The organism is Pseudomonas sp. McL0111, assembly GCF_052567255.1.
Genome location: NZ_CP199585.1, coordinates 5,364,189 through 5,389,795, shown reverse-complemented (window position 1 = coordinate 5,389,795; position 25,607 = coordinate 5,364,189). Strand labels below are relative to the sequence as shown.

The 25,607-nt window shown below is 60.1% G+C and carries 24 protein-coding genes and 1 pseudogene; 10 read left to right on the top strand and 15 right to left on the bottom strand.

Annotation, left to right across the window (positions count from 1 at the left end):
* Positions 1–254: 254 nt before the first annotated feature.
* Both ACTWLJ_RS24415 and ACTWLJ_RS24410 read left to right on the top strand, forming a co-directional pair.
* Positions 255–332, top strand: a pseudogene (locus tag ACTWLJ_RS24415) (molybdenum cofactor biosynthesis protein); the annotation flags it as partial.
* Positions 333–346: 14 nt separating this feature from the next.
* Positions 347–1,552, top strand: a complete 1,206-nt coding sequence (locus ACTWLJ_RS24410) for a molybdopterin molybdotransferase MoeA (protein WP_445178797.1) — start codon at positions 347–349, stop codon at positions 1,550–1,552.
* A gap of 135 nt (positions 1,553–1,687) precedes the next feature.
* On the opposite strand, the gene ACTWLJ_RS24405 is transcribed toward ACTWLJ_RS24410, so the two are convergent.
* A complete protein-coding gene (locus tag ACTWLJ_RS24405; protein ID WP_445178796.1) occupies positions 1,688–2,584 on the bottom strand; it encodes a bestrophin family protein in 897 nt (298 codons plus the stop codon).
* Between the two features lie 130 nt (positions 2,585–2,714).
* Positions 2,715–3,566: a CAP domain-containing protein gene (locus ACTWLJ_RS24400; protein WP_445178795.1), complete on the bottom strand. Its 852-nt coding sequence runs from the start codon at positions 3,564–3,566 to the stop codon at positions 2,715–2,717.
* A 199-nt stretch (positions 3,567–3,765) separates the two neighbouring features.
* On the opposite strand from ACTWLJ_RS24400, the gene ACTWLJ_RS24395 reads away from it, so the two are divergent.
* Entirely contained in the window at positions 3,766–4,386 is a 621-nt protein-coding gene (locus tag ACTWLJ_RS24395; protein WP_445178794.1) for a cell wall hydrolase, read from the top strand.
* Here ACTWLJ_RS24395 and ACTWLJ_RS24390 read toward each other — a convergent pair.
* Positions 4,383–5,270 (bottom strand): LysR family transcriptional regulator, encoded by an 888-nt coding sequence (locus ACTWLJ_RS24390; protein ID WP_445178793.1) that lies wholly within the window; start codon positions 5,268–5,270, stop codon positions 4,383–4,385. The two genes, ACTWLJ_RS24395 and ACTWLJ_RS24390, sit on opposite strands and share 4 nt — an antisense overlap.
* Before the next feature lie 103 nt (positions 5,271–5,373).
* Between ACTWLJ_RS24390 and ACTWLJ_RS24385 the strand changes: the two genes are divergently transcribed.
* The gene (locus ACTWLJ_RS24385; RefSeq protein WP_445178792.1) at positions 5,374–6,765 is read left to right on the top strand and encodes an MFS transporter; all 1,392 of its coding nucleotides are present in this window, start codon (positions 5,374–5,376) and stop codon (positions 6,763–6,765) included.
* Between the two features lie 37 nt (positions 6,766–6,802).
* Here ACTWLJ_RS24385 and ACTWLJ_RS24380 read toward each other — a convergent pair whose 3' ends face one another.
* The 4 genes from ACTWLJ_RS24380 to ACTWLJ_RS24365 form a co-directional block, all read right to left on the bottom strand.
* Positions 6,803–8,209, bottom strand: a complete 1,407-nt coding sequence (locus ACTWLJ_RS24380) for a heavy metal sensor histidine kinase (RefSeq protein WP_445178791.1) — start codon at positions 8,207–8,209, stop codon at positions 6,803–6,805.
* Positions 8,206–8,877, bottom strand: coding sequence for a heavy metal response regulator transcription factor (locus tag ACTWLJ_RS24375; RefSeq protein WP_401210187.1), 672 nt, complete (start codon positions 8,875–8,877; stop codon positions 8,206–8,208). The genes ACTWLJ_RS24380 and ACTWLJ_RS24375 overlap by 4 nt, the downstream gene beginning before the upstream one ends.
* A gap of 12 nt (positions 8,878–8,889) precedes the next feature.
* The gene (locus ACTWLJ_RS24370) at positions 8,890–9,147 is read right to left on the bottom strand and encodes a DUF2790 domain-containing protein (protein ID WP_401210190.1); all 258 of its coding nucleotides are present in this window, start codon (positions 9,145–9,147) and stop codon (positions 8,890–8,892) included.
* 254 nt (positions 9,148–9,401) lie between these two features.
* Positions 9,402–10,115: a murein L,D-transpeptidase catalytic domain family protein gene (locus ACTWLJ_RS24365; RefSeq protein ID WP_445178790.1), complete on the bottom strand. Its 714-nt coding sequence runs from the start codon at positions 10,113–10,115 to the stop codon at positions 9,402–9,404.
* A gap of 150 nt (positions 10,116–10,265) precedes the next feature.
* On the opposite strand from ACTWLJ_RS24365, the gene ACTWLJ_RS24360 reads away from it, so the two are divergent.
* From ACTWLJ_RS24360 to ACTWLJ_RS24350, 3 genes are all read left to right on the top strand, one after another.
* Complete coding sequence (locus tag ACTWLJ_RS24360) at positions 10,266–11,873, top strand: L,D-transpeptidase family protein (RefSeq protein ID WP_445178789.1); 1,608 nt, start codon at positions 10,266–10,268, stop codon at positions 11,871–11,873.
* A 137-nt stretch (positions 11,874–12,010) separates the two neighbouring features.
* Positions 12,011–12,919 (top strand): glutaminase B, encoded by a 909-nt coding sequence (gene glsB, locus ACTWLJ_RS24355; RefSeq protein ID WP_401210199.1) that lies wholly within the window; start codon positions 12,011–12,013, stop codon positions 12,917–12,919.
* Between the two features lie 215 nt (positions 12,920–13,134).
* Positions 13,135–14,637, top strand: a complete 1,503-nt coding sequence (locus ACTWLJ_RS24350) for an aldehyde dehydrogenase family protein (protein ID WP_445178788.1) — start codon at positions 13,135–13,137, stop codon at positions 14,635–14,637.
* A 64-nt stretch (positions 14,638–14,701) separates the two neighbouring features.
* On the opposite strand, the gene ACTWLJ_RS24345 is transcribed toward ACTWLJ_RS24350, so the two are convergent.
* The 3 genes from ACTWLJ_RS24345 to cynS all read right to left on the bottom strand — a co-directional run bounded on the left by ACTWLJ_RS24345 (position 14,702) and on the right by cynS (position 16,168).
* Positions 14,702–15,361, bottom strand: a complete 660-nt coding sequence (locus tag ACTWLJ_RS24345; RefSeq protein WP_445178787.1) for a carbonic anhydrase — start codon at positions 15,359–15,361, stop codon at positions 14,702–14,704.
* A gap of 18 nt (positions 15,362–15,379) precedes the next feature.
* Positions 15,380–15,616: a DUF2790 domain-containing protein gene (locus ACTWLJ_RS24340; protein WP_445178786.1), complete on the bottom strand. Its 237-nt coding sequence runs from the start codon at positions 15,614–15,616 to the stop codon at positions 15,380–15,382.
* Between the two features lie 84 nt (positions 15,617–15,700).
* A complete protein-coding gene (gene cynS / locus ACTWLJ_RS24335) occupies positions 15,701–16,168 on the bottom strand; it encodes a cyanase (RefSeq protein WP_445178785.1) in 468 nt (155 codons plus the stop codon).
* Between the two features lie 123 nt (positions 16,169–16,291).
* Between cynS and cynR the strand changes: the two genes are divergently transcribed.
* The gene (cynR, locus tag ACTWLJ_RS24330; RefSeq protein ID WP_445178784.1) at positions 16,292–17,170 is read left to right on the top strand and encodes a transcriptional regulator CynR; all 879 of its coding nucleotides are present in this window, start codon (positions 16,292–16,294) and stop codon (positions 17,168–17,170) included.
* 187 nt (positions 17,171–17,357) lie between these two features.
* Here cynR and ACTWLJ_RS24325 read toward each other — a convergent pair whose 3' ends face one another.
* The 3 genes from ACTWLJ_RS24325 to ACTWLJ_RS24315 all read right to left on the bottom strand — a co-directional run bounded on the left by ACTWLJ_RS24325 (position 17,358) and on the right by ACTWLJ_RS24315 (position 20,833).
* The gene (locus tag ACTWLJ_RS24325; RefSeq protein WP_401210218.1) at positions 17,358–17,687 is read right to left on the bottom strand and encodes a hypothetical protein; all 330 of its coding nucleotides are present in this window, start codon (positions 17,685–17,687) and stop codon (positions 17,358–17,360) included.
* Between the two features lie 510 nt (positions 17,688–18,197).
* Complete coding sequence (locus tag ACTWLJ_RS24320) at positions 18,198–18,701, bottom strand: GNAT family N-acetyltransferase (RefSeq protein ID WP_445178783.1); 504 nt, start codon at positions 18,699–18,701, stop codon at positions 18,198–18,200.
* A 188-nt stretch (positions 18,702–18,889) separates the two neighbouring features.
* Positions 18,890–20,833 (bottom strand): DNA topoisomerase III, encoded by a 1,944-nt coding sequence (locus tag ACTWLJ_RS24315; protein WP_445178782.1) that lies wholly within the window; start codon positions 20,831–20,833, stop codon positions 18,890–18,892.
* A gap of 288 nt (positions 20,834–21,121) precedes the next feature.
* On the opposite strand from ACTWLJ_RS24315, the gene ACTWLJ_RS24310 reads away from it, so the two are divergent.
* Positions 21,122–22,531: a serralysin family metalloprotease gene (locus tag ACTWLJ_RS24310; protein WP_445178781.1), complete on the top strand. Its 1,410-nt coding sequence runs from the start codon at positions 21,122–21,124 to the stop codon at positions 22,529–22,531.
* Positions 22,532–22,728: 197 nt separating this feature from the next.
* Positions 22,729–23,097 carry a DUF427 domain-containing protein gene (locus ACTWLJ_RS24305; RefSeq protein ID WP_445178780.1) on the top strand — a complete coding sequence of 123 codons (369 nt, stop codon included), beginning with the start codon at positions 22,729–22,731 and terminating at the stop codon, positions 23,095–23,097.
* A gap of 70 nt (positions 23,098–23,167) precedes the next feature.
* On the opposite strand, the gene ACTWLJ_RS24300 is transcribed toward ACTWLJ_RS24305, so the two are convergent.
* On the bottom strand, positions 23,168–23,776 hold the full coding sequence (locus tag ACTWLJ_RS24300) for a hypothetical protein (protein WP_445178779.1): 609 nt from the start codon (positions 23,774–23,776) through the stop codon (positions 23,168–23,170).
* A 136-nt stretch (positions 23,777–23,912) separates the two neighbouring features.
* Entirely contained in the window at positions 23,913–25,535 is a 1,623-nt protein-coding gene (locus tag ACTWLJ_RS24295) for an MFS transporter (RefSeq protein ID WP_401210235.1), read from the bottom strand.
* Positions 25,536–25,607 lie beyond the last annotated feature (72 nt).

Sequence of the window (25,607 nt, the reverse complement as noted above, 5' to 3'; positions counted from 1 at the left end):
TTGGAGCCGCTATCTAATCAGGCTTTTGTTACCAAGTGCCAGTTAGATTGAGTGTCGCAAAACCTCAAGGCTGACACTGCTTTTGTGGCGATCGATGATGTTGATTGAGTATTGATTTTTTGCCGACGAAACGAGCATGAAAGCTACCGATAGATCGCGTCGATAATGTGGTAGGTCAGAGTGATTAGACAGTACTGATAGGTGGCACTTAGGCTCCCGCGCTAATTGGACCGATAACTGCCGGAGATTCCCCCATGAGCGCAAAAGCGGAAGCCCTGTTTGTCCCGCTGAACATTGCCGCACTGACCGTCAGCGATACTCGCGATTACGCTTGCGTGCCGCGCGGATGAGTCGGAAACCGTTGATGCCGGTTGAGGACGCCCTCGGTCAACTGCTGGCGATGGCCAATGAGCAACGTTTGCCGGACAGCGAAACCGTGCCGCTCGATGAAGCTTGCGGGCGGGTGCTGGCGAGTAATCTGGTGGCGACCCTTGATCTGCCGCCATGGCCGAACAGCGCCATGGATGGCTACGCCTTGAACCTTGCGGATCTGCATCGCCAGCCGTTGAAGGTGTCGCAAAAAGTCTACGCCGGCCTCGCGCCGGATGCGTTGTTGCCCGGGACCTGTGCGCGGATCTTTACCGGCGCGCCTTTACCGCCCGGCGCCAATTGCGTGGAGATGCAGGAAAATGTCGAAGTGCTGGAGGGCGGTCAGATACGTTTTCTGCAACCGCTGAAAGTCGGGCAGAACATTCGCGCGCAGGGCCAGGAGAATCGCGTCGGCGATATTTTGCTGCGCGCCGGCAAACGCCTCGGCCCGTTCGAACTCGGGGTGGTGGCGGGACAGGGTCAGGCGCATTTGCACGTCGTTCGGCGCCCGCGAGTCGCGCTGCTGTCGACCGGTGACGAGTTGGTCGAACCGGGTCAGCCGTTGCGTCCCGGCAGCATTTACAACAGCAACCGCGTGCTGCTCAGCCACTGGTTGCGCGAGCTGGGTTGTGAGGTGATTGATGCTGGAATTCTGCCGGACCGTCCGGCGCAGACCCGCCTCAAGCTTGAGCAGCTGCAAGTGGCCACGGATCTGATTCTGACCTCGGGCGGGGTATCTGCCGGCGATGCCGATTGCCTTGGGCAGGTGCTGCGTGACAATGGCAAACCGTTGTTCTGGAAGCTTGCGATCAAACCCGGCAAGCCGCTGGCGGTGGGGTATTTTGGAACGGTGCCAGTGATTGGATTGCCGGGTAATCCGACTTCGGCGCTGGTGACTTTCGGTTTGCTGGCGCGGCCTTATCTGCTGCGGATTCAGGGGGTCGAAGAGGTCACGCCGTTGGGGTTTACGGTGAATGCCGGATTTGACTGGTTGAAATCCGGTAATCGTCGTGAGTATCTGCGTGCGCGTCTGGAGGCGGGCAGGGCGGTGCTTTATCCGAATCAGAGTTCGGGCGTGTTGCTCGGTGCGAGCTGGTCGGATGGGCTGGTGGAGATTACTGAGAACAGCACACACAACGTCGGTGATCCGCTGCGCTTCATCCCGTTCAGCGAATTGTTCTGAAGCCAAGAGCAAAACCTGTGGGAGTGAGCCTGCTCGCGATTACGGTGGCACATTCAATATCTCTGTTGACTGGTCGACCGCTATCGCGAGCAGGCTCACTCCTACAAGGGTTTTGTGGTGTCTGGGGAGTGGGGTTCAGCTCAGGACGTAGTCGACGGGCTTGAGTGGCGGTGGCAGTTCGGCGCCGAGTTCCGAGAGGATGTCGCGCTCGATGGTGCGCACCAGCGAGTCGGTTGCCAGATCATTTTCATCACGGCCAAACGGGTCTTCCAGTTCATCGGCAATCGCGTCCAGACCAAAAAATGTGTAGCTGACAATCGCTGTGAACAACGGCGTCAGCCAGCCCAGCGGTTCAGCCATGGCGAACGGCAGCAGGATGCAGAACAGGTAAATCGTGCGGTGCAGCAGCAAGGTGTAAGGGAAGGGCAACGGCGTGGTTTTGATTCGCTCACAGACCGCTTGTGCCTGGGTCAGGCTGGTCAGGTGATTGGCCAGCAGCATGTAGCGCCACTCAGTCAGTGCGCCAGATTGCTGCAGATCCGAACATTGCTGACCGACCTGCTGCAAAATTCGCCCGCTATAGTCCGGCACCTGCGCATCCGGTTTCGGTGTGACCCATGCGCTGCTCGCCGCCGCTTCGTTTTCATTGCGCAACCGCGCATTCAGCGCATGGGCGAACCCGCAGAGGTTGAGCAGCAGTGGCCGACGCTCGCTAGACTCGCGAATAATCTGCGTCTCGCGAATCACCGAGCGCACATGCACGATCACCTCACCCCAGGCCTTACGCGCTTCGTACCAGCGGTCATAGCAGGCGTTGTTGCGAAAGCTCATGAAGATCGACAGCGACAAACCGAGCAAGGTGAACGGCGTGGCGTTGACCTTGGTGAAGTTGCTCGGGTGGAGGATTTCCACCAGCACGATGGCCGACGCCAGCAGCGTCACCATCAATGTGCGCAGGGCAATACGTTTGGCAATCGAACCCTTGAGGGTAAAGAGGATGGCGAACTGGTTGACCTTGGGTCTGATGATCATGCTGTGCGATCCCGATTACGCATGGAAGTGACGGCTCGGCCGCAGATTATGAGCAACGCTGAGGGGCGTCCAATCACTCTTGATTAACGAGTGATTGACGGGATCGATGATGCACTTTTCTGCGCCTGAATTACTGCGCGCCAAACATCGCAGTCCAGTAGATCCCCGCATCGCTTTTTGGGTCGGTCGCATAAGCGGCGCCAAGTTCGCGGTATTGCGGGTTCATCAGGTTGGCGCAGTGGCCGGGACTGGCCAGCCAGCCGTCGACGACCTTGCGCACGCTGTCCTGGCCGGCGGCGATGTTCTCGCCGGTCTGCTGGCCGCTGTAACCGGCCAGCTCTGCGCGATCGCCGGGAGTGCGGCCGTCAGGGTCCTTGTGGTCGAAGTAGTTCTTGTTGGCCATGTCACGACTGTGATCCTGCGCAACCGTCCCCAGCGTTGCATTCCACGCCAACGGTGCAGCAGCGGCGAAGGCCTGAGCGCCGCATTGACGCGCCTGACTGCGGGCGACGTTCAACTGCTCCAGCAGCTTTTGCCCTTCGCTCTGTGCGTCGCCGAGTTTGGCCGACAGCAGTGGTCGCGCCAGCACAATCCGCCAGTCACGATCAGCGCGGCTGACACCGACATCGACAAACTGCGGATCAAGCACCACCTGACAGAAACTCTCCTGAATCGCCGTCATCGCCGACGCCGCATCACGCGGCCCGTTGAGAGTAATCGCCTGCACCTTGTTCATCGGATAACTGGCGCGAACCATGGCCTGTTGCAGATCGACGGCGCCGCTGGCTGGCAGAATCAATCGCGGATCGCTCGACAGCGGCGGCAGCTCACTCGACGCCTGACTGCCACAACGCTGCGGTTCGCTGCGGTATTTGTTGATCGATTCGACCAGTTGCGATTCATCGGTCGCCAGCGCCGAGGCGGCAAATGCCAGGCCAGCGGACAACGCAGCAAAACGCAAAACGGATGGCATGAAGCGCATGGAAATCTCCCTCGAGCTGAGTGCGCCCATGATGCGCGAAAGGCCCCCGGTGAGTGCAATGTCTTTTTCTTCATTGAGGGTGATTTGTTGCGGAACGTTGTGTCCAGGTTTGCCGTCTACACTCTCCGAAGACCCCGCAAACCGGGCGTCTCCCCCACGAAACACCTTGCCCCAAGCGGGCGCTGCCGGAAGCACTGACATGGGATTGAAATGGTTGGCTGGCTGTTTCGCATTAACCCTGATGGCTGGCGTGGTCATGGCCACCGATCAGGCCCCGGTCAAGGAGAAGGCTGAAGCCAAGGCCCAAGTGCTGGAGGAAAAAGCCGCCGACAAAGTCAGCGCTGCGCCAGCACCGAAGTCCGAGGCGATTACCCCCACCGAAGTGCAAGCCGTCGACCCGGCTGGCACCGCGCCGCTGGATGATCCGATCACCTGCCTGGCACGCAGTATCTACTGGGAAGCCAAGGGCAAAGACACTCCGGAAATGGAGGCCGTGGCCAACGTGGTGATGAATCGCCTCGGCCACGACGGCTTCCCGGGCACCGTGTGCGAAGTGGTCAAGCAAGGCTCGGAAACCAAGAACTGCCAGTTCTCGTGGTGGTGCGATGGCAAGTCTGACCAGGTCAAGGAAGACGCCGAATACGCGCTCGCCAAGGAAATCGCCGGCAAGGCGTTGAACCGGCAACTGCCGGATCGCACCCACGGCGCCTTGTATTTCCATGACCGCAACGTGCATCCAAGCTGGGCCAGGCAGTACAAGAAGACCGCCGAAACCAAGAAGTTTCTGTTCTACAAACCGGCCGACGGTGATGCGCGTTAGGCGCAGACTTCCCGCACACAATTACGCAGCCAGCGATGGGCTGGGTCGGCGTCCATGCGCGGATGCCAGAGCATGGAGACGCTGATGTCCGGCATCGTGAACGGCAGGGCAAAACTGTGCAGGCCCATTCGTAGCTTGCTGGTGTGACGTTCCGGGACGGTGGCAATCAGGTCTGATTCCCGGACCAGCGTCAGTGCCGCAGAAAATCCGCCGAACGAAGTGACGATGTCCCGCGTCAGCCCCGACGCAAGTAACGCTTCGTCTACCGGGCCGCTGCTGCGCCCGCGTCGAGATATCAGAATGTGCTGGCCCGAGGCAAAGCGTTTGGCGCTGAGCTTGCCCGAACTCAACGCATGTCCCTCGCGCACCACGCCGATCCACTGATCCTGAAAGAGGATACGGCTGTGCAGCGTCGGGTCGGTGCTGTCGTCGACCACGCCCGTCTCCAGATCTACCCGGCCTTCGCGCAGCAGCGTGCTGTCCTTGTCGGCTTTCTGCACAAAGCGCAGACGCACGCCGGGCGCCTCTTCAGCGATGCGAGCGAGCAGGGCGCCGGCAAAGGTTTCGACGAATCCGTCGGTGTTGCGCAAGGTGAATGTGCGTTGTAACTGGCTTGGGTCGAGCACCTCGGCGGGACGTAAAACTGCCTCGGCTTCCTGCACCAACAGACTGACTCGCTCACTCAATTGCAGCGCACGCGGCGTCGGCACCAGGCCGCGACCGGCGCGCACTAGTAACGGATCACCGGTGGTTTCGCGCAGACGGGCCAGCGCACGGCTCATGGCCGATGGGCTCAGCCCCAGGCATTTGGCGGCGCGGGCGACGCTGCCTTCGCGCAGCAGCACGTCGAGGGTGAGCAGCAGGTTCAGATCCGGCGAGGTCATGACATGGCGTTCTATGCAGGTGTTGAGTGCAAAGCATGCGTCTTGCGCCGTGTATTGTCGAGGCTCAGGCTATGGCGCATGACCTTTGCCATGAGAGCGCCCCATGCCCCGACAACCCCTGAGCACCACAGCCCGCTGGGCGCTGACCAGTCTGGCGCTGTCGATGCTGATGCCATCGCTGGACACCAGCATCGCCAACGCCGGATTGCCGACACTGGCGACGGCGTTCGACGCGACGTTTCAACAGGTGCAGTGGATCGTCCTCGCTTATCTGCTGGCGATCACCACGTTGATTGTCAGTGTCGGGCGTCTGGGGGACGGGTTCGGTCGGCGGCGATTGCTGTTGATCGGCATCGGCATTTTTACCGTAGCGTCGCTGTGCTGCGCGCTGGCGCCGGGACTGGGCTGGTTGATTGGCGCCCGAGCGGTGCAAGGCCTCGGTGCGGCGATCATGTTCGCGTTGACGCTGGCGCTGGTAACCGATGCGGTGCCCAAAGAGCGAGCGGGCAGTGCGATGGGATTGCTGGCAACCATGTCGGCAACCGGCACCACCCTCGGGCCGTCGCTGGGCGGGGTGTTGATGGCGCATGTCGGCTGGCAGTCGATATTTTTGCTCAACGTGCCATTGGGTTTGCTCAATGCGTGGCTGGTGTATCGCTATCTGCCGGCAGACCGCACGGCAGGGTCGCGTGTCGCGTTTGATTATCTCGGCACCGGGGTGCTGGTGATGACACTGGCGGCATACGCGCTAGCGATGACCCTTAAAGGTTTCACATTGGCATTGCTGTTGATCAGCCTGTGCGGCGCGGGATTGTTCATCGTGGTCGAGATGAAGGCCAAGGCGCCGCTGATTCGTTTATCACTGTTCGCCGATTTGCGCTTGAGTAGCAGTCTGGCGCTGACGTTGCTGGTGACCACCGTAATGATGACCACGCTGGTGGTCGGGCCGTTTTATCTCAGTCGAGGGCTGGGCCTTGCCAGCGCGACGGTCGGGTTAGTGTTGTCGGTCGGCCCGTTGTTGGCTGCGTTTGGTGGTGTACCGGCCGGACGGCTGGTGGATCGCTTTGGCGCACGGCGGGTGGTGCCGGGCGCATTGCTCGGGATGGTCTGCGGTTGCGGTTTGCTGGCGCTGTTGCCGATGAGTTTCGGACTGCCGGCGTATCTGCTGCCGATCACAGTAATTGCCGCCAGCTATGCGCTGTTCCAGGCGGCCAATAACACCGGGCTGATGACCGGCGTCAGCCAGGATCAGCGCGGCGTGGTCTCGGCACTGCTCGGGCTGGCGCGCAATCTGGGTTTGATCACCGGCGCGGCGGCGATGGGCGCGGTGTTTGCCTTCGCCACTGGCGATCCCGTCGAGGCGCCTGCCACGGTCATCGGCAGCGGATTGCACATCACTTTCGGCGTCGCCACCGCAGTGATGGTCATGGCCCTGATCATCAGCCGAACGCAGACCAAATCCCGGGCCGAGCTTGCTCGCGAACACCTCACGTAACTGATACACCACGATCTACTGTAGGGTTTTGTGTGGGTCAGTTGGGGTTTTGGCGGGCGGGGAAGTAGAGTTCGAAGCAGGTGATGCCATCCGCGCTGCTGGCGCTGTAGCGGCCATGGTGCAGTTGCATGATGGTCGCGACGATGGACAGGCCGAGGCCGTTGGATTGCGCCGAGCGCTCGCGGGACGGATCGACGCGATAGAAACGCTCGAACAGCCGCGCCAGATGTTCCGCCGGGATGGTCACGCCGTGGTTGCGTACCCGCAGATAGCTGCCATCGGGTTCGGAAATCGCCTCAACCTGCATCGTCGAATCCGCCGCGCCGTACTTGATCGCGTTGGCGCACAGATTGGCCAGTGCCCGCCGCAGCAACATCGGCTCAGCCCAGATCACCCCGCTGCCACGCGCCTCGATGTGTACGCCGACATCCGCCGCCAGGCCCTCAAAATAATCAGCGATGCGTTGCATCTCATCCGCCGCGTCCAGCTCCTGACGTTGGCTCATGGCGCTCGCCGGATCAGTACGGGCGAGGAACAACATGTTGTCGAGCATCCGCGTCAGCCGCTCCAGCTCTTCAACGTTGGAGGCGAGCAATTGCTGATAGGCCTCGCTGCTGCGTTGCTGTTGCAGCGCGACCTGGGTTTCGCCCAGCAGATTATTGATCGGCGTGCGCAGTTCATGCGCCATGTCGGTCGACACCTGGCTCAACTGCGCAAAGCCCTTGCCGAGTCGGTCAAGCATCGCATTGAAGGCATCGATCATCGGCACCAGTTCGCGAGGCGCGCCTTGGCTGTCGAGGCGTTCGTCGAGGTTGCCGACGCCGATCCCGTGCGCATGCCGGGCCAGTCGGCGCAACGGCAGCAGGCCGCGATACACCAGCAGACAACCGATCAACGCCAGCACGATGGCTGCCAATGTCGCCAAGCCATAAACGCTGAGGCGATAGGTGGCGAGCATCGCCGTGCGCTCGCTCATCAGCCGCCCGGTGAGCACTTGCAGGTTGCCCAGCTCTCCGGAATCGATGCTCGCCACCACCGCCGAAAACGGCACGCCGTTGACGCTGGGCAAATGCTGCACATCTTTCAGCGACATCGGCTGATCAATGGGCACGGCGGGTAACGTGGGCATATTCAGATTGCCGGGGTTGACCACCAGCAGCGGCGGTTGCCCCGGCGCACCGATGCTCAGCAGCGCTTCGCGATTGCCGAGCATGTTCTGGAACAGCGCCGGTTTGTTCTTGATCAGCTCAAGGGTGTTGCTGTCGTTGAGGAACGTGCGCAACTGATCGACGCGGCTGACCAGCGAAATGTCGTCGCGCCGAATCAGTTGTTCCTCGAGCTCGCCATACAGCGCCGCACCGAGGCCGGCCAGCGATGCAAAGGCGAGCAGGGCGAACACCAGCGCCAGGCGCAGGGTCAGGGAATAGGTGCGAGCTGTCTTCATGGTTGAGTGTCGAAGCGGTAGCCGATGCCGCGCACGCTGTGGATCAGCTTGAGCTGGAACGGGTCATCGATTTTCGCCCGCAAGCGCCGCACGGCGACATCGACGACGTTGGTGTCGCTGTCGAAATTCATGTCCCACACCCGCGAGGCAATCAGCGAGCGCGACAGCACCTGGCCGGTGTGAGTGGCGAACAATTGCAACAGCGCAAACTCTTTATTGGTCAGGGTGATCCGCGTTCCGGCGCGGGTCACGCGGCGCTTGAGCACGTCGATTTGCAGGTCGGCCACTTGCAGTTGTTCTTCTTCATGAATCGGCCCGCGCCGGGTCAGGGTGCGCAGGCGCGCCACCAGTTCGGCGAAGGAAAAAGGTTTGATCAGATAGTCGTCGGCACCCAGCTCCAGACCTTTGACGCGGTCGGCGATGTCGTCGCGGGCGGTAAGGAACAGCACCGGCGTATCGGCTTCCTTGCGCAGCCGGCGCAGCACTTCCCAGCCATCCATTTGCGGCATCATCACGTCGAGCACGATCACATCGAAACTGTGCTCCAGCGCCAGGTGCAGACCGTCGGCGCCGTTGCGCGCCAGGCTCACGCTGTAACCCAGTTCCTGCAAGCCATTGAGCAGGTAATTGCCAGCCTTGGGTTCATCTTCGACTACCAGAATATTCATGCGCGATCAGTCTCAATGGTCATTGGTGCAGCCGCTGCCTTGCACGTCATAGTTCAGCACATGCTCGCGGCCCTGGTGATCGAGGTAGTTGAGTTTCGCCGGAATCACACCGCAGGCCTGGGAAATATCGGTGCTGGACAGAACTTTGTCGATATCCAGATGGACGAAGAAACCTGTTTTGTCCTGAATTACGCTGGTGTCAGGCATGGTCGAGGCAAACACGGAACCGCTGGCGAGGAGGGCGGTGAAGGCGAGGATCAGGGTTTTCATGATGGGTTACTCAGTGTTGAATGTTGATCGGCATTGGCGCCGGGACAACTTCAGGCTACCGAGCGATCCGCTCGGCAAACCGACAACTGAATGACAAAACTGTAATGAAAGAGCTGTGGGGAATTTATCTGGTTGAACTCGATCACTGTGGGAGCTGGCTTGCCAGCGATGGCGGTGGTTCAGGCAACATCAGTGCTGGACGTGCCGGCCTCATCGCTGGCAAGCCAGCTCCCACAGGGTTTTGCGTGTTCTGGTTAGCTACCGTGGGTGTTGAGGATGCTCGCCACCTGTTGCGGATGGCAGTTGAGGTACGGCGAGGTCTTCAGCCAGCGTTGATCCGGGTACCAGGAAAACATGTACTGGCCGTCCTTGAGTTTGTCGATCACCTGTTTCGCTATTTGCGGACGAACTGCCGGGCAGCCCTGACTGCGACCGATGCGACCCTGACGCTTGCTCCACAGCGGATTCACGTAATCGGCGGCGTGGATCACAATGTCTCGGTCGCGGGCCTGATCGTTGAAACCCGGCTCCAGACCGTCCATGCGCAACGAATAGCCGTGGGTGCCTTCGTAGCTTTCCTGGGTGCGGAACAGCCCGAGGCTCGACTGATAACTGCCCATGCGGTTGGAGAACTGGGTGGCGAAGTTTTCCCCGGAATTGGAGCCATGAGCGACCAGATCGCGCAGCACCAGTTTTTTCCGGGTCAGGTCGAAAATCCACAAGCGGCGCGCCGTGGACGGTTGCGAATAATCGATGATCGCCAGGTGACGGGACTGCTTCGCGCCGTTGTTGATCGCGCATTGCATGGCGTTCAATGCACCTTTCAGCGCCTGGGGATTGAGTTCCGGCGCGGCGTGGGCGAGGCTGTTGTAGAGAACCGGCGATGGTTTGCCGGCGGCAAAAACTGGACTGCTCACCACGACAAGGGCTGCGGTGCTCAGAAAAAGTCGGCGCAAAAACGTCAACATTTAGAGAATTTCCTCACGAATGACTCATTTGTTACTTTTTCTCCTGACTCCCAGTCATACCGGCGGGACCGCAGAAACGAAACTGACTGTGCACCGCGCCTGATGTAAGGTTGACCGTCATCAAGACGGCCATGGATTGGAGTAAAGCAGTTGTTCAAAAAGTACGCATGCTACTTGAGCATTTGTCTGATCGCTGCGCCGTTTGTCGCTTGCGCCGAAGAGCCCTTGCCGCCGCTCGAAACGCTGCCTGCGCCGGTGCCGGTCGAGCCGCAAAGTCCGTTGCAGGCAGTGTTAATCGGCTTGCCGCAGGCCTGCCCGGCGATTGCCGCCAATCTCGGGGCGGCGGCGTTGCAACAGTTGCAGGCGTTCTATCAGCAGCAGGACTGGCTGCCGGTGTGGGCGGTCGAGTCCGGACGTTTGCCGGCCTTGCATGCGCAATTGCAGTTGTTGGCCGACGATGGCCTCAATCCGAAGCGTTATCCGGTGGCGATGAATGCGCCGCAGGACGGCGAGTTGTGTGCCGATATCGAGATCAGCCGTTACTACCTGCAAGCGCTGCAGGATCTGCATTACGGTCGTCTGCTGCAATCGCATTTCGAGCCGTTGTGGCATGCCGATGAAACCCCCCGTGACCGTCAGGCCGAATTGCTCGCCATCGCTGTGCCGGGCATGCATGACATCCCGGCGGCGTTCGATCAGGCGCGGCCGCGTCTGGCGCAATATCAGAATCTGCGGCATCTCTACGCCAAACAACGCGAACAGGCCTTGCCGCGCTGGCAATCGGTCGGCAACGGGCCGCTGCTGCGCCCGGCGATGGAAGACAAGCGCGTACCGGAACTGGCGCAGCGTTTGTACAATGAAGGCTATCTGGCGCACATCGTCGGCACTCCCGACAATGCGTACGAAGGCGTGCTGGTCGAAGCGGTGAAAAGCTTTCAGGCCAACCATTCGTTGCAGGCTGACGGCGTAGTCGGGCCGGGGACGATTGCCGAGCTGAATATCAGTCCGTTGACCCGTCGCGAACAACTGCGCGTCAACCTCGAACGCTTCCGCTGGCTGGCTCAGGACATGGAGCCTAATGGTTTGCTGGTCAACGTCGCCGCCGCTGAACTGACCCTGTATCAGGGCGGCGTACCGGTGTGGCAGACCCGCACTCAGGTGGGCCGCGCCGAGCGTCAGACTCCGCTGCTCAAATCCCGCGTTACCCGCCTGACCCTGAACCCGACCTGGACCGTACCGCCGACCATCTGGAAAGAAGACAAACTGCCGGCGATTCGCAAGGATCAGACCTTCCTCAGCCGGCAGAATCTGCAAGTGCTCGACGCCAATGGCCATCCGCTCGCGGCGGCGGATATCGACTGGGATAACCCCGGCAACATCCTCCTGCGTCAGGACGCCGGGCCGCGCAATCCGTTGGGGCAAATGGTCATCCGCTTCCCCAATCCGTTCTCGGTGTACCTGCACGACACGCCGAGCAAGGCGCTGTTCGACAAGGGCCCGCGTGCCTTCAGTTCGGGTTGTGTGCGGGTCGAGCACCCGATGAAACTGCGTGATCTGCTGCTGACGCCGGCGGAAGTCGCGCGTACCGACACCTTGCTCGCCACCGGCACTACTCACGAATTCCGCCTCGCCGCTCCGGTGCCGATCCTGATGACGTACTGGACGGCGCAGGTCGACAGCGCCGGACGCGTTCAGTACGCGCCGGACATCTACAGCCGTGACGTGGCATTGCTCGCGGGGCTGGATCGGGCGCATTGAGCGTTGGCGGTTGAAACGCAATCCAAAGATCGCAGCCTTCGGCAGTTCCAGCACTGACCGGTGTGATTCGGCAATGATCCGCAGCGTCTAGCCCCAGTGTCCCCGCGATCCCATGGGGCGAGACTTCGGAACCCGGCATGCAAGCGCTGTTGAACGAGATCCTTGAAGCTGTCCGGCCATTGATCGGGCAGGGCAAGGTGGCTGATTACATTCCTGCCCTCGGCACGGTGCCGGCCAACCAGTTGGGCATCGCCGTGTACGGCAATGACGGCGAAATGTACTGCGCCGGTGACGCCGAGACGCCGTTCTCGGTGCAGAGTATTTCCAAGGTGTTCAGCCTGGTGCAGGCCATCGATCATTCCGGCGAAGCGATCTGGGAACGCCTCGGCCATGAGCCATCCGGCCAGCCATTCAATTCGCTGGTGCAATTGGAGTTCGAACGCGGGCGTCCGCGCAATCCGTTTATCAATGCCGGTGCGCTGGTGATCTGCGACATTAATCAATCGCGCTTCGCCGCACCGACGCTGTCGATGCGTGATTTTGTCCGGCGTCTGTCGGGTAATCCGCAGGTGATGATCGACGGCAAGGTAGCCGATTCCGAATACCAGCACCGCGCACGCAACGCGGCGATGGCTTATCTGATGCAATCCTTCGGCAACTTTCACAACGACGTTGAAGCGGTGTTGCGCAGCTATTTCAGCCACTGCGCGATGCGCATGAGCTGCATCGACCTGGCCCGGGCGTTCTGCTTTCTGGCCAATGACGGTTTCTGTAAACACAGCAGTGAACAGATCCTCAGTCGCCGCCAGACCCAGCAAGTGAACTCGATCATGGCCACCAGCGGGCTGTATGACGAGGCGGGTAACTTTGCTTATCGCGTCGGGCTGCCGGGCAAGAGCGGTGTGGGCGGCGGGATCGTCGCGGTGGTGCCGGGGCAGTTCACGGTGTGCGTGTGGTCGCCGGAGCTGAATGCGGCGGGTAATTCGCTGGCGGGGATGGCGGCGCTGGAAATGCTCAGCTCGCGGATTGGCTGGTCGGTGTTCTGATCAGGGCGCTGTAATTCCTGTGGGAGCTAGCCTGCTAGCGATTGCTGAGTGTCAGCTGGCATTAATTTGCCTGATCGACCGCATTCGCTAGCAGGCTAGCTCCCACAGGGTTGTGTGTCGGTTCTGCAAGGTAAGTCCCACAGGGTTTTGTGTTGCTTGAGGGGCAAGTGTTCCTATACATTTTCCGGCCGCCCTCTGCATGGTGAATCCGTTTTATGTCTCTCGCGCTCGAACGTCTGGTCGCTGGTACGCCGATCCCTTTCGCTGGTAACCGCGTCACCGTGGTCAGCCCCGAACTGGCCGCGCGCTTCCAGCCCGGTGACCACCTGCTGGTGGAGCAGGTGAGTGGCGAGTTGTTGCTGATTCCGGTGGTCGATCAACAAGCGGCAGCAGTGGCCATCGAACGCGCGGCGGCAGCCTTTACCGCGCTGTCGGCGGTGTCTGATGAGGCGATCAGCCGTTTCTTCGATCTGTTTGCGCAGCGTCTGGAATCCGCGGAATGCTGGGCGCAGATTGAAACCGCCAACCTCGCCGACATCGAACGCGCCAAGGCTCGCGGGCGCTCCACCACCCGACTGTTCGCCGATGAGCGCATGCGCCGCGACATGATCGCCGGTCTGCGTGCCTGGCGTGACGCGCCGGCCACTCGCGGCAAAGTCATCAGCAGCGTCGAACATGACGGCTGGAAGGTCGAGCAAGTTGTCTCGCCGCTGGGCATCGTCGCGTTTGTCTTCGAAGGTCGACCGAACGTTTTTGCCGACGCCGCTGGTGTTCTGCGCACCGGCAACACCGCCGTATTGCGCATCGGCAGCGATGCGTTGGGCACCGCAAAAGCTATCGTCAGCCACGCACTGAACCCTGCGTTGGCCGAGGCCGGACTGCCGGTGGGCGCGGTGTCGCTGGTGGAAAGTGTTAATCACGCGGCTGGCTGGGCAATGTTCGCCGACCGTCGTCTGTCATTGGCGGTGGCTCGTGGTTCGGGGCGTGCAGTCAGCCAGTTGGGCAGCATCGCCCAGCAGGCCGGCACCGCCGTCAGCCTGCACGGCACCGGTGGCGCGTGGCTGGTCGCGGACCGTGATGCCGACGCCAAACGCTTTGCGGCGGTGGTGCGCAATTCGCTGGATCGTAAGGTTTGCAACACCCTCAACGTTTGTCTGATTCAACGTGAGCGTGCCGCTGAGTTGGTGCCGCTGTTTCTTGACGCGCTGAAGCAGGCTGGCACCGCACGGGGGCAGGGTTGCAAGTTGCACATCGTCGAAGGCAGTGAAGGTTATCTGCCGACCGATTGGCAGAACGCGACGGTCGAGGTCTATCGCGCCGAGGGTTATCAGACTGAAGCCCTGGCCGAATCGTTGGCGGAAAGTCAGTTGGGCCGCGAGTGGGAGTGGGAAGAAACCCCGGAAGTCAGCCTGATGATCGTTGATGATCTGGATCAGGCGATTGGCTTGTTCAACCGCTACAGCCCGCAGTTCACCGTGTCGCTGATCAGCGAAGATGCGCAGGTGCAGGAGCGTTTCTACAACGCGGTCAACGCGCCGTTTGTGGGTAACGGCATTACCCGTTGGGTCGATGGCCAGTACGCGCTGAACAAGCCGGAACTGGGGCTTTCGAACTGGGAGAGCGGGCGGTTGTTTGCGCGCAGCGCGATTCTTTCGGGGGATGGCGTGTTTACCGTGCGCAGCCGCATGACTCAAATTGACCTGACGGTAAAACGCTAAACTTGATTGTTAACCTGTGGCGAGGGAGCAAGCTCCCTCGCCACAGGGGTTTTCCGTTGTTCTTTCAGGCGGCGTTGGCGGTCGTTGCCTGGATGGCGCACGTTGCAGGTTGATCAGCCAGCGATACAAACGTGCGGCGGTCTGACGACAGCGCATCGATCGAGCCGGTCTCGATGTCATACACCCAGCCATGCAAATTCAGCAGGCCTTTCTCCTGGGCCAGGCGCACGCTCGGATGCGTCTGAATGTTCGCCAGTTGCGCGATCACATTCTCACGCACCATCGAACTCAATTTCGCCGCTTCATTAGCATGCGGGCGGGACTCGTTGACCACTTTCGCCGACTCGGCGTGTTGCAACCAGCCGCTGACGGCGGGCAGGTGATCCATGCATTTGCACTGGGCGATGGCGGTCATTGCGCCGCAATCGGAGTGGCCGCAGATCACGATGTCGGTCACGCCGAGCACCGCTACCGCGTATTCCACGGTCGCCGAAACCCCGCCCGGATGCGGACTGTAGGACGGCACGATATTGCCGGCGTTACGGACCACGAACAGTTCGCCGGGCTCTTGCTGGGTCAGCAGTTCAGGCACGACACGGCTGTCGGAGCAAGTGATGAACAACGTGCCGGGATGCTGGGTGGTGGCCAGGTGTTTGAACAGTTCGGTGCGTTGCGGAAACGCTTCGTTCTGGAACTTCAGGAAGCCTTCGATCAGGGTTTTCATGGTGTTGTCCTCAGGGGCTTAGTTGGAGCAGCCGGTGCCGAATTCGCTGTAGTGCAGGGTGTGTCTGCCGCCGTTCGAGTCGAGATAGACCATGTCCACCGGGACTACGCCGCAGATGTCAGCGACCGGGCTGATGCTCACCACTTCGGCGATGTCCAGGTCCATGCCGTAGCGATAGGCGACGGCGTCTGAATCAGCGTGGGCCTGGGCGGCGAAACCGGCGAGCAGGGCGAGGGCCAACAGAATTTTTTGCATGGGGCAGCCTCCAGACGAATGTGGTGACGACTTCAGAATTCGGGTTTTGGGGTGGCCCGCACCGAGGGTGCGGGCCGGGATGGATCAGAACGGACGCAGTGGCAGGAACTTGCCGTCGAGGGTGACCACGGCGCGGGAGCCGCCTTCCGGGTCTTCGACTTTTTTGATGTCCAGTTTGAAGTTGATGGCGCTGATGATGCCGTCGCCGAACTGCTCGTGAACCAGTGCTTTAAGGGTGGTGCCGTAGATCTGGATCATCTCGTGGAAACGGTAGATGGTCGGGTCGGTCGGCACACCGCTGAGGCTGCCGCGCAACGGGATGATCTGCAGGGCGGCGACGCTGTCGGCGTCCAGTTCCAGTTTGTCGCCAACCACTTGGGCAGCGTCTTGCGGCAGCGGGTGTTGGCCGAGCAGGGCAGCGGTGACGTAGGCCAGGCTCAGGCCAGTGCCGTCGGCAAGATCCTGCCACGACAGATTTTTGCGCGCCTTGACGTCGAGAATGTGGGTAGTCAGGGCCAGGCTGGTGTCGTTGTAGGCGTGGGACTGTTGCATGGTGTCACTCCTTTCAGGGGTTGGCTTGCTGTGTGTGGGGTTCATCTTCTGCCGATTGACCCATAGCGTCCAAGACCGATATACAATGCTTCGCATAAGTCCTGCCTATAGATGGTGTGCCCCATGCTGTTACGACATTTGCGATATCTGCTGGCCGTTGCCGATCACGGCGGCTTCACCCGTGCGGCCGAGGCGCTGCATGTGTCGCAGCCGACGCTGTCGCAGCAGATTCGCCAACTGGAAGAAACCCTTGGGGTGAACCTGTTCGACCGCACCTCGCGCACGGTCAAGCCAACCGATGCTGGCATGGCCTATATCGAATGCGCTCGGCGGGTGCTGGTGGAGCTGGAGGCGGGCAAGCGGGCGCTACATGATGTGAAAGATCTGTCCCGTGGCAGCTTGCGCTTGGCGATGACGCCAACCTTTATGGCGTATCTGGTCGGGCCGTTGGTGCGCGATTACGCGGCGCGGTTTCCGGGGATTCATCTGCAGATTTTCGAGTTGTCGATGGACGACATCGAGGCGGGTCTGGCGGATGACTCGCTGGACATCGCGATTGCGTTCACGCCGGTGCGTCACCCGGATATCGAGTGCATTCCGGCATTTACCGAGACGTTGGGGATCATGGTCGGGCGCGAGCATCCGCTGTACGACAGCACGGCGGTACTGACGGCCAATGATGTAGCGCAACTGGACTTCGCCTTGCTGGCGCCGGACTTCATCACGCGGCTATCGATTGACGAGTATTTCCGTCAGCACGGGATCACGCCCACGGTGCGGATCGAGGTGAATTCGGTGAGTACCTTGCTGGAAGTGATCCGCCATGCACCGATAGCGACGATGTTGCCGGAGGCGATTGCGACTGAGGATCGGGCGTTGCGCAGGTTGCGTGTCGAGAGTGAAGCGCCACAGCGTGGGGCCGCGTTGTTGCGGCGGCGGAACAACTATCACAGCGCGGCGGCGGTAGCGTTTATGGAAATGCTGCTCGCCCCCGGAATCTGATCAACAACGCCAATCCCCCTGTGGGAGCTAGCCTGCTAGCGATGGCAGTGTGTCAGGCAATGCGAATGCTGGATGTACCAGCCTCATCGCCAGCAGGCTGGCTCCCACAAGGGGGGGTGTATTTCAGATAATAAAAAGGGCCTGCTCCGTATTGGGAGCAGGCCCTTTTTGTTATGTGTAGTGCGGATCAGTAGAACCGATCAATCACCCGAACTTCATTCTTGTTCTGCATCGAGTCCCATGCGTGTTTCAGAGTTTGCAGAACATTGCCGATGAAATCCGTGTCGGCTGCGGCTTTCTTGCCGACATAACCGTGGCCGCGACGGTACATCTTCAGGCGGGCCAGCAGATTCTGGTGGTTCTGGTCGAACTCTTCTTCACCAGCATGCGGCGACAGGCAGTCGATATGCACCTGGCCCGATTTGCTGATCCACAGGATATGGCTGTCGTGGCTGTCTTTTTGCGCAGCGAACATACGAGCCAGTTCTTCGATAGTCGGTTGATTGTTCAAATTCATGATTGTGCCCCTTGACCAGTTTGGTGATCGTTCAAAGTTGATTCGCTAATACAGGTAGCCCATCGGTTAGTTGATCCCTGGCACCGAAACCAGGACGTCAGCGGTCGCCCGTGATAAGCACGGGGTCGTGCATCTGTTGCATGTAGTCGTGTTGAATAACTGCTACGCAATAGCGTCACAACGAGGAGAAGCAGCGAAAACCGTAAGGCCCCATGTCGACGTTTTCAGGGTCGACGCACAAGCATCTTGAGAATTTTCGCCAGCATTCTCGTCCTTGTACTGGACGTTCAGGCCAGGTCAGCTTCTTCAATCTGCCTTGTGGGCAGCGTGTATCCGGAAAAAACAACTCGGCGGTCAGACGAGTTTGCTCAAGCGTGTTACCAGTGTTCCCGATCGGGGAACGTCCTCATCATGCAAAAGCAAAACGACGCCGTCAACGGTTTTGTAGTGATTATTTTCAAGCACTACATATTGTCGGACAAAGCTGTTTTGGAATGAGAAAGGATCTGCTCAAGCCGCAGAAAAGCGGCCTGGAAAAGCGTAGAAGGTGCACGGATAACCGTCCACTTCGCGGTGATGCAGGCTGAATTCGCCGCCGCTCAGGTCGGGGATGACCCTGGCCCAGAAGCGCCGTGCCGGCAGGTTCGCGTCGATGTGGAAAATTTGCCACTGACCGGGGAAACGGTTCAAGAGGGCAGAGACGACAAACTGCGCGACGCCTTGGCCACGAAAGCGCCGGGTGATGAAGAAGTAGCCGATGTTGTGTTCGGCGCCGTCGATGTGGGTTTCGTCATCCACGGTGACGAATCCGGCCAGTTCACCATCAACCTTGATCAGGAATGGGCGGGTGGCGGGTTGGCGCCAGTAATCGAGTTTGGGCTGGATGGGGAAGAAGCCATGCTCGGCGAGTGTCAGCGGCAGCCATTCGCTGAAGTCGTGCATGTAGAACTGCATCAGGTTTTCGATGGTTTCGAGTTCATCGCGGTGGGCGGGGTGCAGTTCGATGTTGGGCATGCTGGATGAACTCCAAAAAGGACACTCGCGAAACCTGTGGCGAGGGAGCTTGCTCCCGCTGGGTTGCGAAGCGACCCCAACATCTGCAATCGCGGTGTATCAGGATAACCGGGGTTACAGGTTTTGCGACTGCTGCGCAGCCGAGCGGGAGCAAGCTCCCTCGCCACAGGATCCCCTCACAAACACAGTTATTTGGCCTTGGGTTTGGCCGTGCGTTTGGTGGTGCTGGTGGTTTTGCTTCTAGTCGATTTGCGTTTGTTTTTCCAAGGCGTCGCAGCCTTCCCGGCAGGTGGCGGGCCGCTGATGGTCAGGCTCAGCGCCGAACAGCGGACCACTTGTTTGCTCATCCACGCAGCCTGTTTGGTGACGAACTCTTCCAGACTCATTTCGCCACTCTGCACCATGTCCAGCGCCTGTTCCCAGATCGCCGTGGTGCCCGGGTCGGCAATTGCCCTTGGCACAGCGTCGATCAGGCTGAAAGCCGCAGGCGTCGCGGCCAGGGCCTTGCCGTTCTTCACCAGATACCCGCGATCCAGCAAGCCCTGAATGATCGAAGCCCGGGTGGCCTCGGTGCCGATGCCGGTAGTGTCCTTGAGCTTTTGTTTGAGCAGCGGATCTTCAACCAGTTTGGCGACGTTTTTCATGGCCTTGATCAGATCGCCCTCGGTGTAGGGCTTGGGCGGTTGCGTCCACAGGTCCTTGAGTTTCACGTCCGCCACTGCGCACTCAATACCTTGGGTGAGAGTCGGCAGGGTTTGCGGTGCGGGGGCCTCGCGGCCCTTGGCCGGCGCCAATGCTTCGGGCAGTGCGCGTTTCCATCCCGGTTCGACAATCTGCTTGCCGACCGCCCGCAACGGCTGCCCCGCGCAATCGAAATCGGCCTGGGTGCGGTCGAATTCATGATTGGGCAGAAACTGCGCCAGATAGCGTGCGCGAATCAACGTATAGACCGCACGATGTTTGCCGGTCAGGCGTTCAAGGTTTTTCGCCGCTGCGGTAGGGATGATGCCGTGGTGCGCGCTGACCTTGGCATCGTTCCATGCCCGCGAGCGACGCTGCGGTTCCAGATGACCTTGCAGCGCTTCAAGACTCGGATCGGCCTGACGCAGCGCGGCGAGTATCCCCGGTGCCTCGCTGTGCTGGCTCAGCGGCAGGTAACCGCAATCGCTGCGCGGGTAGGTGACGACTTTGTAGGTTTCGTACAGCGCCTGAGCGATGTCGAGAGTTTCCTGGGCGCCGAGGCCGAGCTTCTTCGAGCAGACTTCCTGCAAGGTGCCGAGATCGAAGGGCAGCGGCGCCACTTCGCGCATGCGCTCGGTGCGCAACTTGACCACGCGGGCGCTGGCGGCGCTGCTGATGGCGGCGGCCGCTTGCTGCGCCAGTGCCTGATTCAGGCAGCGATCCTGATCGTCACAGGCATCCGACGGCGCGCGCCATTGCGCGGTAAATGCCGTGCCTTCGTGCAGCAATTGCACATCGATGGCCCAGAACGGCACCGGCACAAAATCGGCGATGCTGCGGTCGCGATCCACCACCAGCCGCAGTGTCGGCGTCTGTACCCGACCCACCGGCAACACACCTTGATAGCCCGATTGCCGCCCGAGCAAGGTGAACAGCCGGCTCATGTTCATGCCGATCAGCCAGTCAGCGCGGGAGCGACCCAGCGCCGAGTGATACAAGCTGAAAGTCTCGGCGCCGGGTTTCAGCGCGGCCAGTGCCTTGCGAATCGAAGCCTCGTCCAGTGCCGACAGCCACAAACGACGAATCGGCCCGCGATAACGACAGTGCTCGACCAGTTCCCGGGCAATCATTTCGCCCTCACGGTCGGCGTCGGTGGCGATGATCAACTCGCTGGCCTCACCAAGCAGGCGTTTGACTGCCTTGTACTGGCTGGCGGTGCGCGGCTTGACGGTCATTTTCCACTTGTCCGGAATGATCGGCAGATCCGCCAGCACCCAGCGCTTGTAGCGGGCGTCGTAGGCATCCGGCGGCGCGGTTTCCAGCAAGTGGCCGATGCACCACGTCACTGTGACGTCCGTTCCCAGCCAGCAGCCGTCGCCCCGGCGCTTGGCGCCGAGCACGGCCGCAATATCCTTGGCCTGGGAAGGTTTTTCACAGAGGTACAGCCGCATAACCACCATCGTCGATCGGGTCCGAAGAGGTGCACAGAATGGCCGGAGTTTGGCCTCGGGGCAACTTTTATCTGTATGGATATACAGATAAAAAGCATTGCCGCAAATGACGGGCAAAGTGGGGACACGCCGGGCGCTATCGAGAAATTGATTAGCGAGGGAGCAACGGCTATGTCAGGTTTTTTGCGCCCTCTTTCACCATGAAGCAGGGCGAGTGGCAGGACGATCTCGCCAGAAGATCGCCGTGGTCTGTCGGACACTGACTCTTTTGAAACAAGGAAGTACACGATGCTTCAAGCAACCTCCAAGGCCAGCAGCGCCTATACCGCAGTCGACACTTTCAGCCACCTGTATGACCGTGGCGGCAGTGAACTGGTCAACGGTAAACCATCGTTCACCGCCGATCAGGCTGCCGACGAAATCCTGCGCAAGAATCTGTCCTGGGGCGACAAAAACGCTGATGGCAAGATCGACCTCAGCTACACCTTCCTGACTGACAAACCGGCGAACTACAACGCCAAACTGGGTAACTTCAGCGAATTCAGCGCCCAGCAAAAAGCTCAAGCGGTGTTGGCCATGCAGTCGTGGTCGGACGTAGCCAACGTGATCTTCAGCGAAGGCAAGGGCGGCGACGGTCACATGACTTTCGGCAACTACGACGTCAGCACTGGCGGCGCCGCATTCGCTTACCTGCCGAGCGGCAGCAGCTATGACGGCCAGTCGTGGTATCTGATCAACAACCAATATCAGGTCAACAAGACCCCGGACACCAACAACTACGGGCGTCAGACCCTGACCCACGAAATCGGTCACACCCTCGGCCTGTCGCACCCGGGCGCGTACAACGCCGGCAATGGCAACCCGACTTACGGTGACGCCAAATACGCTGAAGACACCCGTGGCTACAGCCTGATGAGTTACTGGAGCGAAGCCAATACCGACCAGAACTTCAGCAAGGACGGCAGTGGAGCCTACGCCTCGGCGCCGTTGATGGATGACATTGTCGCGGTGCAGAAACTCTACGGCGCCAACTACGAGACCCGCGCTGATGACACTACGTACGGTTTCGGTTCCAACGCTGGACGCGATTTCTACAGCGCCACTTCGGCGTCGTCGAAAGTAGTGTTTTCGGTGTGGGATGGTGGCGGCAATGACACGCTGAACTTCTCCGGCTTCAACCAGAACCAGAAGATCAATCTCAACGAAGGTTCGTTCTCCGATGTCGGCGGCCTGGTCGGTAACGTTTCGATCGCTCACGGTGTGACCGTGGAAAACGCTGTCGGCGGTTCGGGCAACGATCTGCTGATTGGTAACTCGGCGGCCAACCAACTGGTGGGCGGTGTCGGTAACGACATCATCTACGGTGGCGGTGGTGGCGATACATTGTGGGGCGGCGAGGGCGCGGACACTTTCGTCTTCGGTGCTGCCAGCGATTCGACCATGACCGCGCCGGACTGGATCATGGATTTCACCAGCGGCCTAGACAAGATCGACCTGTCGGGCATCGCCGGTTTTGCCTCGGCCGCGGCCACGCTGAACTTTGTCAGCGGCTTCACCGGGCACGCGGGCGACGCGATCCTGACTTACTTCGCGCAGACCAATCAGACCAGCCTGATGGTCGATCTGACCGGCCAGGGTTCGGTGGATTTCGCGGTGGGTGTGGTCGGGCAGGCGGTGGCGGCTGATATCGTTGCGTGATCTGAAATTGACAGGGTCATAGCCGGTAAACCGGTGCTGTGGCGAGGGAGCTTGCTCCCGCTCGGCGGCGAAGCCGTCGTAAACTCGGAAATCGCGTTATACCTGACACACCGCGATTGCTGATTTTGGGGCCGCTAAGCAGCCCAGCGGGAGCAAGCTCCCTCGCCACAGTCACTTCCATGACCCTGGAGAAGCAGATGAAAACGTCCGGTCCCAACCCTGTCATCACCCTCGAAGAACTCCCGGCCTGCCTGGTGGTGAAATTCCACGGCATCCAGGTCGCCGCTTCCTCGCACGTACTCGTACTGAAAGAGGCCAATTACCCGCCGGTGTATTACGTCCCCCGTGAAGACATCGACGAAAAGTATTTCGCCCGCACCGACCACACCAGCTATTGCCCGTACAAGGGCGACGCCAGCTATTTCAGTCTGCAAGTCCCGGGCGCCGAAGGGGCGAATGCGGTGTGGACTTATGAGAATCCGAAAGTCTCGGTCAAGGACATACAAAACTACGTCGCGTTCTATCCCGATCAAGTGAAGTTCGAGATGATCGAAGCTGAGGCTTGAGGTCAATCGTGACGGCTCGTCATGAGCGACGAGCCGCATTCTTTCAGTGAGCAGGCAAAACCGGGTCTGCTCAGGCTCTCAACAACAGCAGGGCCACCATCGGGTAATGCTTATTGTCGTGACTGCGGGTTTTCTGCGCATTCTCCGGGGTGATCCAGGCGAGTGCGTCACTTGGCAGCGCATGAAGCATTTCCTTGAACGCCTGAATTTGTTCAGCTTCAGCCTCGACGTCTAACGAGTGAGGCGCGACAAACACCGCTCCCAAACGAGGTTCGTGATAATCGAGCCGGCCTGCATCGTCAGTGGCTAAAGCGCACTTTTCGAGAATTCGCTTCTGGGCATTCAGCAGGTCATCGATAGCGACGTAGCAGACCTTGGCCTCGATGCAATATCCCCATTCATCATTGGCGATGTACAAGTCATTACGGCCAATCGAGGTGGTTTTCTCACTCGCCTCGGTCGCGATCTTGCTGATCTGGTATTCCTCGATGGCCGTCCAGTCAGCCTTCCAGGCCGCGCCGGCCAAAATGCTGACGTTGGCCTGTTCGTTGTACCAGTAAGGCAGGTCATCGGCGTCCCAGACACGGACATAGCGCTCGGTGCAGGCGATCCAGCTCTGCAGCACCGGTTTGAGGGGGACTAAAGTCGGGCAGGAAATGCGTACGTATTGATCGTTCATCGGGACTGATCCTTGTCATGTGACGGAGTGATGCAAAGTGCGCGGATGATATTTAAAAGCCATCACTCTGTCGACGTCGGCACCCGACATAAAAAATCCGCTTCAGGACAAACCTGAAGCGGATCAAGTGCAGCAATCAGTTCTTGTCCAGATCGATATTCTTCGTCTCACGCAAACAGATCATCCCCACCACCAGGCTCACCCCGGTCACCACCACCGGATACCACAGCCCGTAGAAAATATCCCCGGTGTACACCACCAGCGCAAACGACACGGTGGGCAGGAATCCGCCGAACCAGCCGTTGCCGATGTGGTACGGCAGCGACATCGAGGTGTAGCGGATGCGCGTCGGGAACAGTTCGACCATCAGCGCCGCGAGCGGTCCGTAGCACATCGCCGAGATGATGATCAGTGCCACGATCAGCGCGACAATCATCGGTTTGTTGATCTGCTGCAAGTCAGCCTGTTGCGGATAACCGGCGAGGGTCACCGCGCCGCGCAGGGCGGACTCGTCGAAACCGTCGAGCTTCACGTCACCGACGCTCACCTGCACGCCGCTGCCGGCCGGCGCTGCGACGCTGGAGTAGGGCAGGCCTTGTTTGACCAGGAAGGTTTTGACCTTGTCGCACGGGCTGTCGAATTTCGCCTTGCCCACCGGATCGAACTGGAAGGTGCAAGTCGCAGGGTCGGCGAGCACGGTGATCGGCGCTTGGCGGCTGGCCTGATCGATGGCCGGGTTGGCGTAGTGCGCCAGGGATTTGAAGATCGGGAAGTACAGCGCCGTCGCCAGCAGCAGGCCGAGCATCAGGATGGGTTTGCGTCCGACCTTGTCCGACAGCCAGCCGAAAATGATAAAGAACGGCGCGCCGATTACCACGCTGATGATCAGCAGAGTGTTGGCCACCGCCGGGTCCATTTTCAGGAACTGGGTGAGGAAGAACAGCACGTAAAACTGCGCGGCATAGAAGGTCACCGCTTGCCCGGCGTTGATGCTGAACAGGGCGATCAGCACTACTTTGAGGTTTTCCCATTTGCCGAAAGATTCGCGGATCGGCGCCTTGCAGGTTTTACCTTCCTCTTTCATTTTCAGGAACGCCGGCGACTCGTGCAGGCTCAGGCGAATCCAGGTGGAAATCCCCAGCAGCACAATCGACAGCAGAAACGGAATACGCCAGCCCCAGACTTCGAACTGATCGCCGGTGAAGTAGCGGCAGCCGAGCACCACCAGCAGCGACAGCAGCAGGCCGAGGGTCGCGGTCGACTGAATCCAGCTGGTGTGGAAACCGCGTTTACCGATTGGTGCGTGCTCCGCGACGTAAGTCGCAGCGCCACCGTATTCTCCGCCCAGCGCCAGACCCTGGAGCATGCGCAGCACCACCAGAATGATCGGCGCGGCAATGCCGATGCTGGCGTAGGTCGGCAGCAGGCCGACGCAGAACGTCGCGATGCCCATCAGGATAATGGTCGCGAGAAAGGTGTATTTGCGCCCGATCATGTCGCCCAACCGGCCGAACACCAGCGCCCCGAATGGCCGGACGACAAACCCTGCGGCGAACGCCATCAGCGCGAAGATGAACGCCGTGGTGTCGTTGACCCCGGCGAAAAACTGCTTGCTGATGACTGCCGCGAGGGCGCCGTAGAGAAAGAAGTCATACCACTCGAACACCGTCCCTAGCGATGAAGCAAAAATGACTTTCTGCGTGGCATTGCTGGTGCCGGCATCGCTCGTGGCGTCCAGCGGTTGAGCGTGTTCTGACATATCGGTATCCCTCACAGTGATTGTTTTTGTTGTTCCACTGGTGAATCAGATGCAAATCCCTTGTAGGAGCCA

Excerpts from the sequence above, each read along its gene's own strand:
- ACTWLJ_RS24410 (WP_445178797.1), top strand. The coding sequence starts at position 347 with ATGAGTCGGAAACCGTTGATGCCGGTTGAGGACGCCCTCGGTCAACTG.
- ACTWLJ_RS24405 (WP_445178796.1), bottom strand. The coding sequence starts at position 2,584 with ATGATCATCAGACCCAAGGTCAACCAGTTCGCCATCCTCTTTACCCTC.
- ACTWLJ_RS24400 (WP_445178795.1), bottom strand. The coding sequence starts at position 3,566 with ATGCGCTTCATGCCATCCGTTTTGCGTTTTGCTGCGTTGTCCGCTGGC.
- ACTWLJ_RS24395 (WP_445178794.1), top strand. The coding sequence starts at position 3,766 with ATGGGATTGAAATGGTTGGCTGGCTGTTTCGCATTAACCCTGATGGCT.
- ACTWLJ_RS24390 (WP_445178793.1), bottom strand. The coding sequence starts at position 5,270 with ATGACCTCGCCGGATCTGAACCTGCTGCTCACCCTCGACGTGCTGCTG.
- ACTWLJ_RS24385 (WP_445178792.1), top strand. The coding sequence starts at position 5,374 with ATGCCCCGACAACCCCTGAGCACCACAGCCCGCTGGGCGCTGACCAGT.
- ACTWLJ_RS24380 (WP_445178791.1), bottom strand. The coding sequence starts at position 8,209 with ATGAAGACAGCTCGCACCTATTCCCTGACCCTGCGCCTGGCGCTGGTG.
- ACTWLJ_RS24375 (WP_401210187.1), bottom strand. The coding sequence starts at position 8,877 with ATGAATATTCTGGTAGTCGAAGATGAACCCAAGGCTGGCAATTACCTG.
- ACTWLJ_RS24370 (WP_401210190.1), bottom strand. The coding sequence starts at position 9,147 with ATGAAAACCCTGATCCTCGCCTTCACCGCCCTCCTCGCCAGCGGTTCC.
- ACTWLJ_RS24365 (WP_445178790.1), bottom strand. The coding sequence starts at position 10,115 with ATGTTGACGTTTTTGCGCCGACTTTTTCTGAGCACCGCAGCCCTTGTC.
- glsB (WP_401210199.1), top strand. The coding sequence starts at position 12,011 with ATGCAAGCGCTGTTGAACGAGATCCTTGAAGCTGTCCGGCCATTGATC.
- ACTWLJ_RS24350 (WP_445178788.1), top strand. The coding sequence starts at position 13,135 with ATGTCTCTCGCGCTCGAACGTCTGGTCGCTGGTACGCCGATCCCTTTC.
- ACTWLJ_RS24345 (WP_445178787.1), bottom strand. The coding sequence starts at position 15,361 with ATGAAAACCCTGATCGAAGGCTTCCTGAAGTTCCAGAACGAAGCGTTT.
- ACTWLJ_RS24340 (WP_445178786.1), bottom strand. The coding sequence starts at position 15,616 with ATGCAAAAAATTCTGTTGGCCCTCGCCCTGCTCGCCGGTTTCGCCGCC.
- cynS (WP_445178785.1), bottom strand. The coding sequence starts at position 16,168 with ATGCAACAGTCCCACGCCTACAACGACACCAGCCTGGCCCTGACTACC.
- cynR (WP_445178784.1), top strand. The coding sequence starts at position 16,292 with ATGCTGTTACGACATTTGCGATATCTGCTGGCCGTTGCCGATCACGGC.
- ACTWLJ_RS24325 (WP_401210218.1), bottom strand. The coding sequence starts at position 17,687 with ATGAATTTGAACAATCAACCGACTATCGAAGAACTGGCTCGTATGTTC.
- ACTWLJ_RS24320 (WP_445178783.1), bottom strand. The coding sequence starts at position 18,701 with ATGCCCAACATCGAACTGCACCCCGCCCACCGCGATGAACTCGAAACC.
- ACTWLJ_RS24315 (WP_445178782.1), bottom strand. The coding sequence starts at position 20,833 with ATGCGGCTGTACCTCTGTGAAAAACCTTCCCAGGCCAAGGATATTGCG.
- ACTWLJ_RS24310 (WP_445178781.1), top strand. The coding sequence starts at position 21,122 with ATGCTTCAAGCAACCTCCAAGGCCAGCAGCGCCTATACCGCAGTCGAC.
- ACTWLJ_RS24305 (WP_445178780.1), top strand. The coding sequence starts at position 22,729 with ATGAAAACGTCCGGTCCCAACCCTGTCATCACCCTCGAAGAACTCCCG.
- ACTWLJ_RS24300 (WP_445178779.1), bottom strand. The coding sequence starts at position 23,776 with ATGAACGATCAATACGTACGCATTTCCTGCCCGACTTTAGTCCCCCTC.
- ACTWLJ_RS24295 (WP_401210235.1), bottom strand. The coding sequence starts at position 25,535 with ATGTCAGAACACGCTCAACCGCTGGACGCCACGAGCGATGCCGGCACC.